Here is a 14,844-nt window from a genome sequence, read left to right on the forward strand (position 1 = left end):
ATGCCGCCACGCCGCAAGATTGACCTATTACCCGCAGAGCTGCGCCGTTGGCTTCAGGAAGAGCTGAAGGAATGCGGATTTTCCGGCTACGAGGATCTGACCGAAAGGTTGAACTTCCGGCTTGAAGAGGAAGGGTTTGAACTGCGCATCGGCAAGACGGCCGTGCATGCCTATGGGCAGGAGTTTCAGGAATACGCCGTCATGCAGGAGCAGGCGCAGGACGAGATCCGCACGTTTCTGGAAGAAGCCAGCCTGAAAGACGAGGTCGATGTGACCTCGGCCCTGTTCCAGCAGCTCACCACGATCCAGTGGCGGCTGCAGATGATGATGGCCGATCCCGACAATCTGCCAGATCCGCGCGGCATAAAAGACCTGACCACAGCGCTGAACAACCTGATCCGGTCGACCAGCCTGCGGGACGGAATTCTGAAAGCCGAACAGGCCAAACAGAACGAGCGGTTAGAGCAAGCGGTCGAGGCTGGCGAAATCGACAAAGAAGCCGCCGAAAAGGCGCGCGTGATTATGGGGTTCGGCTAATGAACAACATGGCGATCGGCACGGTTGTCCTGGTCGGGGACTACAATTGGCGCAAAGGGCCGTTCTGGCCTTCCATTTGGGCGGTCCTATTCGGAAAGCGGCAGCGTTTTGAGCATCTGGGGATGCGCTGCACTGTGGCGTGGCGAAAGGACCAACCGTATCTGATCGGCATGCGGGAGATCGCATGACCGAACAAGTCATCAATTTCCTGCCGTACCAGAAGGCGTGGATCAACGACGATACGCGTTTCAAGATTGGTATGATGACCCGTCGTGGCGGCAAGACATTCGCCACGGGCGGCGAAGCAGTCAACGATTGCATCAAAGCCGAGATCGACCGGCGAAAGAGCAGATGGACGATCCTTAGCCGTTCAGAGGCGACAGCCAAAGAGGCGATCGATGAAGCTGTTCGTCCAATGACCCAAGCCTATTACGAAGTCTATTCGACACTCGCCAAACATGGTCGGCCGGAATTCACCGAAGAGGACTTCGTTGTCCCCGCCCATACCAAGCAACTGGTCCAAATGGGTCAGGTGTATGAGGTCCATGTCGAAGAGGCCACGTACAAGGCGCAGGAGGTTCGCTTTCCGGGTGGATCGCGGATCACGGCAATCTCGGCCTCACCTGACGCCGCGCGGGGTTTTGGCGGCAATCTGATCCTAGACGAGTTTGCCTTTCACAACGACAGCCGCAGGATCTGGGCATCGGCCTTTCCTGTTGCCGCGCGAGGCAATCACAAGATCCGCATCATTTCGACGCCGAACGGCAAAGGGAACAAGTTCTACGAGATCATGACCACAGCCGACAACGGCTGGTCAAAGCATCATGTGGACATTTACGAGGCCGTTGAACAGGGCCTTGAAGTCGATCCCGAAGAGCTGCGCAAGGCCCTGAACGACGAAGATGCCTGGTCGCAAGAATTCCTGCTGAAATGGATGGAAGCCGCCAGTGCGTGGCTGACTTATGAGCTGATCTCGTCCTGTGAGGATCTCCGCGCCGGTCATCCGGCCGCTTACACAGGCGGCCCCTGCTTTGTCGGTGTTGATATTGCTGCCCGGAACGACCTGTTCGTCATCTGGGTGCTTGAGCTGGTCGATGGCCAGTTGATCACGCGCGAGATCATCGAAGAGCGCCGGATCAAGTTTTCCCGTCAGGATGCTCTGCTTGCTGACGTGTTTCGCCGCTATCGCGTCGTGCGTTGCGCCATGGACCAGACAGGCATGGGCGAGAAGCCGGTCGAGGATGCAAAGGCAACTCACGGTGAAAGCCGCGTCGAAGGCGTCCTGTTCGGCGTAGCCTCAAAACTCGAACTGGCGATCGCGCTAAAGGAAAGCATGGAAGAGCGCGGTACGTTGATCCCGGAAGGCAACCCGTTGTTGCGCGCGGATCTGCATGCCGTCAAATCCGTGACTGGTGCAACGGGTGTTCGCCGCCTGGTCACTGAAGGCGACACGGACGGCCACGCCGACCGCTTCTGGGCAGCCGCACTGGCGGTGTCGGCCTCACAAACCGAATACCAGGCATTTGAATATCGCTCGGTGCCTCCGGGTGGCGGGGTTGACGCCGAAAGGATGATCAAGCTGACAGCCGGGTTTCGGGCCAAGGAAGGACTGTTTTAATGGCAAAGCTGCTGGATCAATTCGGGCGTACAGTCCGAACCCAAACCCTCGTCAAACGTGTGGCCGAACCGGGTATCACCGGCATCCGGCAAGCGTGGGCCCCAACGGTCGCCTCGGGCCTGACGCCTGTTCGCCTGGCTGGCATTCTGGCAAGCGCCGCCGAGGGCAACTTGCACGATTATCTTGTTCTGGCCGAAGAGATGGAAGAACGGGACATGCACTATCAATCGGTGCTGGGCATCCGCAAACGCGCGGTGTCCGGTGTAGCTCCGATCGTCAAGCCCGCCTCTGACAGCGCGCTAGACAAGAAGATCGCAAATGACGTGCAGGAGAACATTGCCGAGCATGACGGGTTTGCAGATCTGATCGAGGATCTGCTGGACGCACTCGGCAAAGGGTTCAGTCAGGTCGAGATTGACTGGCAGCGCGGCAAGCGGAGCTGGTCGGTTCGCGAGTTTATCCACCGTGATCCCCGGTTCTTCATGTTCGATCGAGAAACCGGCCGCGAAGTGCGCTTGGTCGATGAGGCTGACATGGTGGACGGTGTACCGTTGGCCCCGTTCAAGTGGATCGGACACAAGACCAAGCTGAAGTCTGGCCTGCCTGTACGGGGTGGGCTCGCCCGCCTGGTCGCATTCGGCTTTTGTTGCAAGGGATATACGATCAAAGACTGGATGGCCTTTGTGGAAACCTATGGCCTTCCCCTGCGCCTCGGTCGCTACGGTCCAAGTGCCACACCCGAAGACGTTCAAATCCTGTTTAATGCGGTTGCGAATATCGGCACCGATGCCGCCGCCGTTCTGCCGGAAAGCATGCGGATCGACTTCGAACAGATCGCGGCCGGTCCCGGCAATGACATTTTTGAGAACTTCGCGCGCTGGACAGACGAACAGATTTCAAAGGCGGTGCTAGGCCAAACAATGACATCGGACAACGGTTCGTCCGAGTCACAGGCCAACGTACACAACGAGGTGCGCCATGACATCGCCCAGGCGGATGCGCGATCGGTCACCGGCACCCTGAACCGCGACCTGGTCAAACCATACGTCGACCTCAACTATGGCATTCAAGCCAGGTATCCGAAGCTGGAGATCATTGTCGAAGAGGCCGAAGACCTCGACATGATCATGCAGAACGTGGATCGAATGGCGCAACGTGGCGTGAAGTTCAAACAGACCGAGATCCGGCAACGCCTCGGGTTTTCTGAACCGGACGCTGACGATGAGGTCATTGGCGGTACCGAAAAGAAAGCTGACGGCGGCACGGCCGAAGCCCGAAACCGCGCGACCGAGCCTGATCCTTACGAGGACGTTTCCGACATCGAGGACGGTTTGAATGCCGATTGGGAAGATGTGCTTGCCAATGCGCTCAACCCGGCGCTGGACCTTCTGCAGACCGCCACCAGCTATGAAGAGGCAATTCAGCTCGTCAAAGAAGCATTCCCCGGTATGGGCAGCGAAAAGCTGATTGAAGCGCTGGTTAAAGCGGCCGTTAAATCCCGAGCTGAAGGGGAAGGAGAACCGATCTGATGCTTCGGCTGATGGACCTGTTCAGCGGGATAGGTGGTATGAGCCTCGGGTTGGAAAAGACGGGCGGCTTCAAAACGGTCGCATTCTGCGAAAACGCCAAGCACCCGAGGCGGGTGTTGCAGAAGAACTGGCCGGGCGTTCCGGTCTTCGACGATGTGAGGACAATCGAGTATGACGGCCCAATCGACATCATTACTTCCGGCGACCCCTGCCAGCGGGAAAGCCGTGCCAATGCAAGGCGTGACGGGAGGAGTATGTGGCCCTGGACTCTGCGTTGCGTCCGGCGACACCGACCTATTTACGTGCTTCGAGAAAACGTTCTTGGAAATATCGACACGGGAACCCTTGAACAGGTTGAAAGTGACCTTGAAGCCGAGGGCTATGTCGTCCGGTCGTATGATATACCAGCTCGCTCCGTCGGTGCCGGTCACGATCGACCCCGGACGTGGACGCTGGCCTACTCCGACAGCTTCCGACGCGAAAAATGCCACGATGCCCCCAAGCCAGGCACACCGGAACAATGGAACTATCCCGTGCTTACTGGCCCGGATGGGCTTTGTTGGCTGGGTTCTGAACCCCCGGTTTTACGAAGAGCTGATGATGTACCCTATCGGGTGGACCGAATTAGAGAACTAGGGAACAGCCTACCTCACCGCATCCCCTACCTATTCGGTCTTTCGATACTCCGACACTTAGAGGCTACGAAATGAACGGTTTCACCGACAAACCCGGCTATGCCTTCACTCCCGGCCCACCGCCCGAGGTGTCCAGCTACTTCCGCAACAAATCATTGCGCCCCAGCTTCAGTTGGCAGGACGTAGAGCCCGAGGAACACGCCGTCGCCTTTACCGTTGCCAAGGCCATGAACATGGACGTCCTGGAAGCGATACAGGACGCAATGCAAAAGGCGATCGATGAGGGCATCCCATACGAACAGTTTGCCAAAGAGCTGAAGCCGCGCCTGCGCAAGCTGGGCTGGTGGGGCGTAAAAGAGCAAGTTGATCCGCTGACAAAAGAGGTGCGTCCGGTTCGATTGGGAAGTCCGCGCCGACTGAAAACGATCTATCGCGCCAATATCCGATCAGCTCGCGCGGCTGGGCAATGGGATCGCATCCAGCGTACCAAACGCGCCCTGCCCTATCTGCTCTACCTTTTGGGACCGAGTGAGCGCCACCGACCGCACCACCAAGCAAAGGCTGGTCTTGTTCTGCCAGTCGATGCTCCGTTCTGGCAGACCTGGTATCCGCCCAACGGCTGGAACTGCAAATGCCATGTGCGCCAGCTCACCAGACGCGAGGCCGAAGATTACGGGATCTCGGAACACCCGGAGATCCCGATGCGCGAAGTAGTGAACACGCGCACGGGCGAGATCAAACGTATCCCGTCAGGCATTGATCCCGGCTGGGAAGGCAACCCTGGTCAATTTCGGCAGCGCCAGATGGAACGGTTTCTGACCGAGAAGCTGGACGGCACAGATCCCGACATCGCCCGCGTGGCCGCCCGCGACATGGCATCCAGTTGGCGGCTGCGTCGCATCCACGAAGGCTCGGCAACCGGATCGGTGCCGGTCGCCATGCTGCCGCAAGAGTTGGCCGATGTGATTGGTGCACGAACACGAGTTGTTCAGTTTTCAGACTACACAGCAGCTAAGGGTCGCAGGAAGCATGGCGAGGCCACGGCCGACGAATATGTCCGGGTTGCCGATATGCTCGAGCGCGGCTCGGTTGCGCATGAGACATCCCCCAACGGGACGGAAAGCCTGATCATCGAGAGCGGTCACGAAAAGCGCTGGAGGCTGGTGCTGAAACGCACGATTGCCGGGGATGAGATTTTCCTAAGCACGTTCCACCGAAGTACACTTGCGAAGTGGCAAAAACTGCTTAGAAGTCGCAGCATTAAATTAGTTAGGGAATAATGCACGTGGAGGGGCGGAAATTCCCTCGCGGCTCAAGACCGGCTTCCCTAGGCTCACGTGCTAGAAAAATGTAAGACTGAAATGAATAAAAGACAAGAGAAGCGAACGATCCCAAGAATGATCGACGGAGATTTCCTTCAATGGATCAAAAAGCTCTCGTTTGTAGAACTGGCTTCCATAGCCTCTATCCTCGTATTGCTCTGGTTGGGTAGCGCTGGGGCGTATCTTTTGGGAGTGGTTCTATCTTTACCTTGGGAAATCACTCGTCTTTTCAACACCAACACGATTGTCCATATCACTGGAAATCTGACGTTCTTGATTGTTGTAATTTATGCTTTTTTTAAGTGCACTAACGTTCTTGTTCATGCTGCGGCCTACTTTTGGACAACTTTGTATTGCCACTTGCTGCTCGCTCGGAAATACCCTGGAGGTTACAAAGATCCCGTAGTCAAACGTTATGCACTCTATCGTCATAAACGGACTTCGCTACATCAGCCCGAAAAACGCCGTATGCAAATCACCCGGGTTCTATTGACATTGTGCTTTGCGTTCTTCGCGACTTATGGCTTCAGTTTCGGCACCGTCAAAGCATCTACTGGACCCGGAGCAATAATTAGTTTCATTACGGGTGGCTGCTGTGGCATCGCCTTTTATTCGGTGCTGCAAGAAGAAGCCCTAGTTAAACACGGTGAGTTCAAAGTGAAATGGACTAGTGTTAGTCGAGATCTACTCGTAGCACTGGTTCTTGTGTGGGTAACTTTGATCGGCAGTGTTCGAACAACCATACTGACAAGTACTGGCGGCTTAGTTTTTGGAGAAGAACCAAATCACTGTTTGCTTTCAGCTTTCTTCCCGGTGATGGGAGGAATCCTATACTTCGACTTGGATTCGAAGCAGTACATAGTTTTGAACCAGCAAGGCGATGGATTGTATCTAAACCAAAAGCCGGAACACGCTGCTCCAGCTTGTCTTTCGTCGGAAAACTGAACCTGCGGACCTAGGTATTACGCGAACTTCGATTTTAAATACCATTTAAACGGGTCAGGAGCGCCCTTGCGGGTTTCCTCGCCGCACGATAGCGTTCAGACAGTTTCGGCACTGTACGGGCCGCTGAGCGCCTGAAGCCAAATCCTCTGACAACCCAAAATACTGACCCCGACAGTTGTCAGGGCACCTATCCGTCAGCAGGCGGGGCAATTTGCCCTCATGAAGCTGACCAACTCCATCCAAACCATCGCCCTGGCACTTAACGCTGAAGGTGAAGCTGTTCCTGCCTGGATACAGCTCACTCCGTCCGGCCCAAACATCGAAGGCCGCGACGGGCGCAAGTGGTCCCTGTCGAACCCTGAAGCGGTAGTTGCCGCCTTCAGCACGAACGGCATGGACCTGCCAGTGGATTTCGAACACGCCACACAGGTCAAGGGAGCGCAAGGCGAAGCCGCGCCCGCCGTTGGCTGGATCAAGGCACTCGAAGTTCGCAATGGGGCGATCTGGGGACAGGTGGAATGGGGCGAGGAAGGTCAACGTGCGATCGCCTCGAAAGGATACCGCTATGTAAGCCCAGTCTTCACCTTCACGAAGACCGGCGCGGAGATCGTCAAGATGGTCTCGGCCGGTCTGACCAATCAACCCAACCTGCAACTTGCCGCCCTGAATTCGGAAGAAAACGGCGGCGCTGATGAGGAACCTGCAATGAACAAGGCTATCCGTGATGCCCTTGATCTGCCGGGAGCGGCATCCGACGTGGATGTGCTTCAGGCGATCAACACGCTTAAAGCCAACGAGCAGACGGCGCTGAACCGTGCCGAACGCCCCGACCCGACCAAGTTCGTGCCCGTAGCGGATTACGAACTGGCACTGAACCAGATCAAAGACTTCAAGGATTCCGAAGCCGAGCGCCACGAAGAGGCGATCAACACCGCCGTCGATGCCGCGATCGAGGCGGGCAAGATCGCCCCGGCCAGCCGCGACTACCACGTCGCAGCCTGCCAGGAAGAAGGCGGTCTGGATCGCTTTTCCAAGATGGTCGAGGCCAGCCCCGTCATCGCCGGTAAGTCCGAGCTGGATGGCAAAGACCCAACGGCCAAAAACAAAACCGCCCTGTCGGAAGAGGAAGTGGCAGCTTGCCGCGCCCTCGGCATGTCCCAAGAGGACTTCGCTGCCGCCAAGGCCGAAGAGGCGAAGGAGTAACCCGCCATGATCGTAACAGCAGCGTCGATTACCGCCCTTCAAGTGGGCTTTAAAAAGAACTTCCAGGACGCGTTCAACAAAACCCGTCCCGAGTCCGACTTCACTAAGGTAGCGACCGTTGTCGCATCGAGTTCGAAGTCGGAGACTTACGGCTGGCTTGGTAAGTTCCCGAAAATGCGGGAATGGGTTGGTGCTCGTGTCGTCAAGGATATGGAAGCCCACGGTTATACGATCACCAACAAAGATTTTGAAGCAACAGTTACCGTTGATCGCAATGACATCGAAGACGACAACCTTGGCATCTACTCGCCATTGTTTCAGGAGATGGGTCAAAGCGCGGGTCAGCAGCCTGATGATCTGACCTTCGGTCTGTTGGCGAGCGGTCGGACAGAAACCTGCTATGACGGGCAGTACTTCTTCGACACTGATCACCCGTCTTTTGACGCAGCCGGTGGTGACATCACGGTCTCCAACGTCGATTCGTCAGGCCAAGTCGGTGACCCCTACTGGTACCTTCTGGATACTTCGCGACCGCTGAAGCCCCTGTTCTATCAAGAACGCAAGAAGCCGGAGTTCATCGCCAAGACGAACCCGAACACTTCTGATGATGTCTTCACCAACAAGCGCTTCACATACGGCGTAGATTGCCGGTGCAACGTGGGATTTGGGTTCTGGCAGCTGGCTTATGCCTCGAATGCGGCCCTCAACAGCGACAACCTGGACGCGGCGATCGAGCAGATGCGCAGCCTTCTGGACAGCAACGGTCGGCCGCTTGGCATCAAACCGAACCTGCTGGTTGTTGGGCCGAAACTGCGGTCGGCCGCAAACAAGACCGTCAAGGTCATGTTGGGCGACGGCGGTGCTTCGAACCCGAACTACAACGCGGTCGATGTCCTCGACACGCCTTGGGTCGCCTAAGCCTTACTGCGGGGTAGAGCAGCGGTAGCTCGCCAGCCTCATAAGCTGGAGGTCGCGGGTTCAAATCCCGCCCCCGCAACCAGGCTTTCCGAACCAATACACGAACCGAAAAAGGAGAGGCCCCATGTCAGGCCGTATGTTCATCGTTGCAGCAACCGTCGCACAAGGATTCTGGCGCTGTGGTCGTCACTGGACCAAGGCAGGCGTTGTTGTCGATGCCGCAGAATTCACCGAGGAACAGTGGGAGCGCATTACCAATGAGGTAAAGCTACGCGTTAAACCCGCCACTGATGAAGACACCGATGCTGTCGATGCGCGCACCGATCGGATTGCCGAGGCGATCAAGTCGCTGACATCGGCTGACTTCCAACGCGACGGCAAACCCAAGGTTGACGCACTGAACGACCTTTTGGGGGACGAACTGGAAACCAAGATCACTGCGCAGGAGCGCAACACGGTCTGGGATCTGCTGGTTGATGAAGGGTTCAAAGCGCCCACAGCCGACGAATAACGCATACCCCACGCGCCCGCCGACAGGCGCGATCCTCTGAACGGTACTGCAGCGGCGGGGCGGTACCACCTCATTCAGATCCGATGCGAAACGAGCCGGACCCCCTCGGGCCTTCCACCGCATCGGCTAAAGCCCGATCGGCAGTTTGGCAGCTCTGCTGATCGGGCACCTTAAAGAGAGACCCGCCCATGGCCTACGCCACGCAAGACGACATCGTCACGCTCTACTCTCAGGACGCGCTCTATGTGGCCGACCGGGACGGCGACGGCGTGCCTGATGCTGACGCGATCACACGGGCTCTGGAGCTGGCTACAAGCGAAATCGATAGCCATGTGGGCGCGCGGTATCCCCTGCCCCTGCCCGAGGTACCGCCCCTGCTGATGCAATTCTGCGTGGATATCGCCGTCTACCGCTTGGCACTCGGCCGGGATGTGCTGACCGAAGAAATCCGCACCCGTTACACGGATGCTATCAGCAGCCTGAAGGGCATCGCAAAAGGCACCGCCTCGCTCAATCTGCCCGGCCCTATCGATCCTGATACCGGCGAGAACACCGCCGCGCCAAGACCGCGCCCGATCGTATCGGGTGGCCCCGAGCGCGAGTTCACCCGTGAAAAAATGCGGGGGCTTTGATCCATGGCGGGCGTAACAACAACCCTGACCACCACCGGGCTTGAAGAGTCGATCGGCAAAGTCGCCGCGCTGGGTGGCTTTCATCTGACGGAGCTGACCGACGACGCGGCTGCGATCCTCGAAAGTTCGACCCGTGGCCGTTTCGAGACGAAAGAAGCGCCTGACGGAACCCCATGGGTGCCCTGGTCGGATGAGTATGACGAGACCCGGAAACACGGCGTTCATTCGCTGCTGGTTGAAGAAGGCGATCTGAACGACAGCATCGCCAGCTTCTCAACCGGCACCGAGATCCACGTCGGCTCCAATTTGGTTTACGCGGCGCACCACCAGATCGGAGGCGAAGAGATCGGCAGCGGTGTCCCTGCCCGCCCTTACCTTGGCGTCTCGGACGAAGACGAACGGGATCTGCGTGACCTGGTCATCGGGCGTGTTGAGGATCTGTTTCAATGAGTGACACCCTGCTTTCCGATCTGCCAAAAACCGTTTGTGATGAGCTGAAGGTGATCCTGCCCGCCCTTGAGGTATGCCGACCGCATGCTGGCAAATTCTCACTGGCCGAGTTGCAGAAAAAGGGCCTGCCGTCTCCTAGTGTGCTGGTGTCAGTTCTGGGTGCGAAACAGGACGAGACATACGCAGGCAGTGCGCATTCGTTCATGCTTCAAATGGCCGCTTATGTCGTCACGAAGGACAAGCTGAATGCGCCGCGCGACATCGTGGCGGCAAATATCTGTCAAGCCATCCTCGCGCTGGTACCGGGCAAGTTCTGGGGGCAAGACGCGCTGGGAGAGGCGCGCAAGGTAAACCTGCATACGCTTGTGTCCGGTAAGACGCGGGATCATGGCGTATCGCTGTGGGCTGTCACATGGGACCAGCCAATCAGCTTCTACAAACCGGAAAAGTTGCCGCTCGGCCTCGAGCTGTACGTTGCACACGGCGACGGCAACCACGAACAGGTGGGGGGCTGATCGATGTCGTTTCAAGCTGCTGAAGCCGATCGCCGTATTGCCAACCTGATCCGCGTCGGCCGGGTTGTTTCCGTCGATGCCGGTAACGCAACCGCCGTGGTCAGTTTCGGGGATCTGAATTCGCCGGCACTTCCGGTCGGACAGCTCGGCGCTGGTGCAATCCAATTCTGGTGGATGCCCAGCGCTGGTGAACAGGTTCTGGTCGCATGCCAGGGCGGTGACATCGCGCAGGGTGTGATCGTCGCCTCGATCTACGCCAGCAACGCGCCCAGCTCTGACGGCGCGGTGCCCATGATCAACCTCGCGGGCGGCAAAATAATCATCGACGGAACCCTAGAGGTCACTGGCGATGTGAAGGTGACAGGCAAGGTCGAAGCAGGCGGAGCCATTTCGGCGGGTCAGGGCATCACCGCCCAAGGCGATGTGAAAGGCGGTTCTGTCAGTCTCAACAATCACACGCACCAGGGCGTTACAGCCGGGGGCGACAACTCAGGAGTGCCAAACCAATGACCGAGAAACTCGATTATGTCGTCAAGGCCGATGGCTGGGTCGCGGGCAAGTGGCGCAAAGCTGGTAGCCCGATCGAGATGACCGCCACGCAGGCAAAGTACGAAACGAACCTCGTGCTGGCCTCTGAGGCAGAAGCCGAAGTGCAACTGGTGGGTTCGCTCGATGATCCGTTGGTGAAGTCCACTGGGCTGGCCGAGAAAACCAAATCCGAAAAAACGAAACGGAACCGCACTCGCAAATGACCGGCATGAACAGACATACCGGCCGCACGCTCGACGGTACCGCGCATCTGGCCCAGTCGATTCACGACATCCTGACGACGCCGAAGGGCTCGATAGTGATGCTGCGCGACTATGGCTCGGACCTACCCGACATCATCGACCAGCCGCTGAACGGCGAAACTATGATCGATGCGTACCAGGCAACGGCCGAGGCGCTGGATCTGTGGGAACCGCGCATCGATCTGGCGCGGATTAACCTGGTCAACGCCGGACCCGGCTATGCCGAGTTTGAATTGACGGACGCCAACGGCAACGTGATCCCGATGCCGATCGATCTGAAAAGTGAGGGCGCAGCATGAGCGGCTTTAGTGCGATCGACTTGAGCAGGCTCCCTGCGCCGAACGTTGTCCAGACGGTCGAGTATGAAAGGTTGCTGGCCGAAATGAAGGCCAAGGCAATAGAGGAAATGCCCGAGCTGGCACCCTTTCTGGAACTGGAAAGCGAACCCGCGACAAAGTTACTGAGGGTCTGCGCCTATTTCCGCATGCTTGACCATCTGGAATTCAATGATCGCGCCGGGGGCTTGCTTTTGGCCCAGGCAACCGGAGCCGATCTGGATCAATTGGCCGCGTTCTGGGGCGTAGAAAGGTTGATCGTTCAGCAGGCCGACGACACGGTCCAGCCGCCGATCCCCGAGATCCGCGAGAGCGACGACGCGATGCGCCGCCGAGTACAGCTGTCCTTGGAAGGTCACACAACGGCAGGGCCACGCGGTTCTTATGTGTTCTGGGCGTTGACGGCGTCCGGCCTCGTAAAGGACGTTGCTGTCCTCAGCCCTGCTCCCGGCGACGTACAGGTTACTGTGTTGTCACTGGAAGGCGACGGCACGGCTTCAAATGACCTTTTAAACTCGGTCGAAACGGCTTTGAACGATGAAGATGTGCGGCCTCTGTGTGACATCGTTACCGTCCAGAGCGTCACGATCCTAACCTACGAAGTCGAAGCCGTTCTGACCCTATACGAAGGCCCTGGTGAAGCCGAGGTTTTGGCAGCCGCCGAGGCTTCACTGGAAACCTATATCGGTGAAATGCATCGCCTTGGTCACGACATCAAGCGGTCTGGCCTGTTCGCGGCCTTGCATCAGCCGGGCGTTCAAAATGTTGAACTGACCAAACCCGCCGCCGACATCGAAGTTGGTCCGACACAAGCCGCGTTCTGCGCATCCGACAGCCTGGTCGTCACGGTCGGAGGGCGCGATGTTTGATACAAGCTCGATCTTGCCGCCCAATCGGACCACCGCTGAAGGTGCGCTTGAGCAGGCAATCCGACTTGGAGATCCCGAGCTGGCCCCAGTGTCTACCTTATTGGACGCAGACACCTGCCCACCTGAGTTGCTGGCATATCTGGCGTGGGCAATGTCGGTTGATGAGTGGGATGTGAACTGGTCCGACGATTCCAAACGCAAAACGATCGCTACGTCTGTATCTATCCACCGCCGCAAAGGCACCATCGGCGCAGTTAAAGCGGCCTTGGCCGCTGCCGGATACGGCGAGGCGCAGGTTGTCGAACGTTATGGCTGGGAATTCCACAACGGCGTTCATTTGCGCGACGGCTCGATTACCAGAGAGCCCCTAGATCACTGGGCAGAATACCGTGTGATCCTGACGCGGCCGATCAGCATCGAGCAGGCCGATCAGGTGCGTTCAATCCTGAAGAATGTCGCCCCTGCCCGCTGTCATCTTAAGGCGCTGCAATTCACCCAAGCGCTGAACCTACACAACGACACCATCAAACGTGATGGCACTTACACAAGAGGAGTTGCCTGATGGCTGGCTTGCCCGAACAAATCCTTTGGGAACCATTTATTTATCAGTGGGAGAACTCGGACCCGGTTGTCGGTGGGGTTCCAAACCCCGCGACTGGCGAAGGAATGGACAACATTCCGACCCTTCAACTTGCCAACCGAACCCTGTGGTTGAAAGCGAAGCTGGACGCCATTTTGGACGGAGCAGACCCCGCTCTGGACACCCTGGTTGAACTGGCGGCCGCGCTGAATGATGACGCGAATTTCGCGGCAACAGTCACAGCAGACCTCGCCAATCGCGTTAAGCATGACAGCTACATCACTGATCTGGACGCGCTTATCGGGTCTCAGGTCGGGCACTATGATAGCAGTGCAGTTGGCGCACCGGATGACGGAGACGGGCGGGTTCTGCACATTGCACGCAACGGCGACGGCGAGGAATGGTCGCAAATCGCCATCTCTTACCGTGAAAAAATCTGGTTTCGAGATAAGGATTGGGTGGGAGATCCTGGGCCGTGGCGTGAATTCTGGCACAGTGGGAATTCCAGCTTTTCGCGTGCGTTACCCGGTTACGAAGTTTTGCCCAGCGGATTGATCCTGCAATATGGCGTCTTGTCGGTGGGCAATAACACAACGATTTCCTTCCCGATTGCATTTCCCAATGCAGCGCTGGTTGTCCTGGCATCGGATGTGAACGTCGATGCGACAGGCACCAACGCGCACATTGTTGGTGTTCGGGAACTGACGACAACCACTTTCAGACTCACGGTTCGAAATCATGATGGCACCAGCGGTGGGACAAACGGCGCGCACTATCTGGCATTGGGGTACTAACCATGAAATTTGCACACTATGACAGCGACGGCCTTGTCACCTTCTACGCGCCGGAACATCTGCCGCCCACCGGGATGCCCGAACCCTATATTGAAGTCAGCGACGAAGACTGGGCGCGTCATGTATCCGGTGGTGTGTTTTGGCGTGTCGATACAAGCGATCCCGCCGCAGGGCCGAAGCTGGTCGAAAGCACGCCACCTGCGTTGACGCTGGAAGAGCGCAAGGAAGCGGCGATTGCCGAAGCGCAAAGCATTGCCAGCGACATTCGTCGGAAAGTTGCCGAAAACGCGTCGGTCGAGCGCGCATTGTCGTGGGTCAACAAAGTGCCATACGCAGCGTTCTGGAAGCTGCATGAGGACGGCGGCGACCCTGCGGGGCCGTTTGCAGGAATTGCCGCCGAAGCCGAGGCCGGGTTCCAAATCGAGGCGGATGTGAAGAACACAACCGCTATCGCCCTGCGTGATCGCACCCTTGCCAAAAACGCCACGTTCTTCCGGGCCACGCAACTGGTCGAAGGCATGGAAGGGCTGGCCGAAACGGTCATCCCAGCAGCGGCTAACGACGACGAGTTTGAATCCGCAATCACCCACCTCCAGACCCTGCAAGCGCAGGCCATGGTTCAGTTGGACGCAATCACATCCGCCTGACGCGGATCGCAAT

The 14,844-nt window shown here is 57.7% G+C and carries 20 protein-coding genes and 1 tRNA gene; all 21 read left to right on the top strand.

Features of this window, described 5'->3' with window-relative positions; translation table 11 throughout:
* The 21 genes from ACR0IY_RS04085 to ACR0IY_RS04185 all read left to right on the top strand — a co-directional run bounded on the left by ACR0IY_RS04085 (window position 1) and on the right by ACR0IY_RS04185 (window position 14,831).
* A complete protein-coding gene (locus tag ACR0IY_RS04085; protein ID WP_480670561.1) occupies window positions 1–537 on the top strand; it encodes a phage protein Gp27 family protein in 537 nt (178 codons plus the stop codon).
* Complete coding sequence (locus ACR0IY_RS04090; RefSeq protein WP_480670562.1) at window positions 537–725, top strand: hypothetical protein; 189 nt, start codon at window positions 537–539, stop codon at window positions 723–725. The genes ACR0IY_RS04085 and ACR0IY_RS04090 overlap by 1 nt, the downstream gene beginning before the upstream one ends.
* Window positions 722–2,155, top strand: a complete 1,434-nt coding sequence (locus ACR0IY_RS04095; protein ID WP_480670563.1) for a terminase large subunit domain-containing protein — start codon at window positions 722–724, stop codon at window positions 2,153–2,155. Before ACR0IY_RS04090 ends, ACR0IY_RS04095 begins: the two co-directional genes overlap by 4 nt.
* Window positions 2,155–3,684 carry a DUF935 domain-containing protein gene (locus ACR0IY_RS04100; protein ID WP_480670564.1) on the top strand — a complete coding sequence of 510 codons (1,530 nt, stop codon included), beginning with the start codon at window positions 2,155–2,157 and terminating at the stop codon, window positions 3,682–3,684. Before ACR0IY_RS04095 ends, ACR0IY_RS04100 begins: the two co-directional genes overlap by 1 nt.
* Window positions 3,684–4,394, top strand: coding sequence for a DNA cytosine methyltransferase (locus ACR0IY_RS04105; RefSeq protein WP_480670565.1), 711 nt, complete (start codon window positions 3,684–3,686; stop codon window positions 4,392–4,394). Before ACR0IY_RS04100 ends, ACR0IY_RS04105 begins: the two co-directional genes overlap by 1 nt.
* Window positions 4,391–5,599 (top strand): phage head morphogenesis protein, encoded by a 1,209-nt coding sequence (locus tag ACR0IY_RS04110; protein ID WP_480670566.1) that lies wholly within the window; start codon window positions 4,391–4,393, stop codon window positions 5,597–5,599. Before ACR0IY_RS04105 ends, ACR0IY_RS04110 begins: the two co-directional genes overlap by 4 nt.
* A 117-nt stretch (window positions 5,600–5,716) precedes the next feature.
* A complete protein-coding gene (locus ACR0IY_RS04115) occupies window positions 5,717–6,586 on the top strand; it encodes a hypothetical protein (protein WP_480670567.1) in 870 nt (289 codons plus the stop codon).
* A 219-nt stretch (window positions 6,587–6,805) separates the two neighbouring features.
* Window positions 6,806–7,789: a phage protease gene (locus tag ACR0IY_RS04120; protein ID WP_480670568.1), complete on the top strand. Its 984-nt coding sequence runs from the start codon at window positions 6,806–6,808 to the stop codon at window positions 7,787–7,789.
* A 6-nt stretch (window positions 7,790–7,795) separates the two neighbouring features.
* On the top strand, window positions 7,796–8,707 hold the full coding sequence (locus tag ACR0IY_RS04125; RefSeq protein WP_480670569.1) for a Mu-like prophage major head subunit gpT family protein: 912 nt from the start codon (window positions 7,796–7,798) through the stop codon (window positions 8,705–8,707).
* Window positions 8,708–8,714: 7 nt separating this feature from the next.
* Window positions 8,715–8,789, top strand: a tRNA-Met gene (locus tag ACR0IY_RS04130).
* Between the two features lie 42 nt (window positions 8,790–8,831).
* Window positions 8,832–9,218 (top strand): hypothetical protein, encoded by a 387-nt coding sequence (locus ACR0IY_RS04135; protein WP_480670570.1) that lies wholly within the window; start codon window positions 8,832–8,834, stop codon window positions 9,216–9,218.
* 188 nt (window positions 9,219–9,406) lie between these two features.
* Complete coding sequence (locus tag ACR0IY_RS04140; protein ID WP_480670571.1) at window positions 9,407–9,850, top strand: gp436 family protein; 444 nt, start codon at window positions 9,407–9,409, stop codon at window positions 9,848–9,850.
* Window positions 9,851–9,853: 3 nt separating this feature from the next.
* Window positions 9,854–10,300: a phage virion morphogenesis protein gene (locus tag ACR0IY_RS04145; protein WP_480670572.1), complete on the top strand. Its 447-nt coding sequence runs from the start codon at window positions 9,854–9,856 to the stop codon at window positions 10,298–10,300.
* Window positions 10,297–10,815 (top strand): hypothetical protein, encoded by a 519-nt coding sequence (locus tag ACR0IY_RS04150; RefSeq protein ID WP_480670573.1) that lies wholly within the window; start codon window positions 10,297–10,299, stop codon window positions 10,813–10,815. The genes ACR0IY_RS04145 and ACR0IY_RS04150 overlap by 4 nt, the downstream gene beginning before the upstream one ends.
* 3 nt (window positions 10,816–10,818) lie before the next feature.
* Window positions 10,819–11,325, top strand: coding sequence for a phage baseplate assembly protein V (locus ACR0IY_RS04155; protein ID WP_480670574.1), 507 nt, complete (start codon window positions 10,819–10,821; stop codon window positions 11,323–11,325).
* Window positions 11,322–11,567: a hypothetical protein gene (locus tag ACR0IY_RS04160; RefSeq protein WP_480670575.1), complete on the top strand. Its 246-nt coding sequence runs from the start codon at window positions 11,322–11,324 to the stop codon at window positions 11,565–11,567. Before ACR0IY_RS04155 ends, ACR0IY_RS04160 begins: the two co-directional genes overlap by 4 nt.
* 5 nt (window positions 11,568–11,572) lie before the next feature.
* A complete protein-coding gene (locus ACR0IY_RS04165; protein ID WP_480670576.1) occupies window positions 11,573–11,905 on the top strand; it encodes a GPW/gp25 family protein in 333 nt (110 codons plus the stop codon).
* Window positions 11,902–12,810 (top strand): baseplate assembly protein, encoded by a 909-nt coding sequence (locus ACR0IY_RS04170; protein WP_480670577.1) that lies wholly within the window; start codon window positions 11,902–11,904, stop codon window positions 12,808–12,810. Before ACR0IY_RS04165 ends, ACR0IY_RS04170 begins: the two co-directional genes overlap by 4 nt.
* The gene (locus tag ACR0IY_RS04175) at window positions 12,803–13,372 is read left to right on the top strand and encodes a phage tail protein I (protein WP_480670578.1); all 570 of its coding nucleotides are present in this window, start codon (window positions 12,803–12,805) and stop codon (window positions 13,370–13,372) included. The genes ACR0IY_RS04170 and ACR0IY_RS04175 overlap by 8 nt, the downstream gene beginning before the upstream one ends.
* Complete coding sequence (locus ACR0IY_RS04180; protein WP_480670579.1) at window positions 13,372–14,184, top strand: gp53-like domain-containing protein; 813 nt, start codon at window positions 13,372–13,374, stop codon at window positions 14,182–14,184. Before ACR0IY_RS04175 ends, ACR0IY_RS04180 begins: the two co-directional genes overlap by 1 nt.
* Window positions 14,185–14,186: 2 nt before the next feature.
* Window positions 14,187–14,831, top strand: coding sequence for a hypothetical protein (locus ACR0IY_RS04185; protein ID WP_480670580.1), 645 nt, complete (start codon window positions 14,187–14,189; stop codon window positions 14,829–14,831).
* Window positions 14,832–14,844: the final 13 nt, after the last annotated feature.

The organism is Ruegeria sp. BC1, assembly GCF_056539305.1.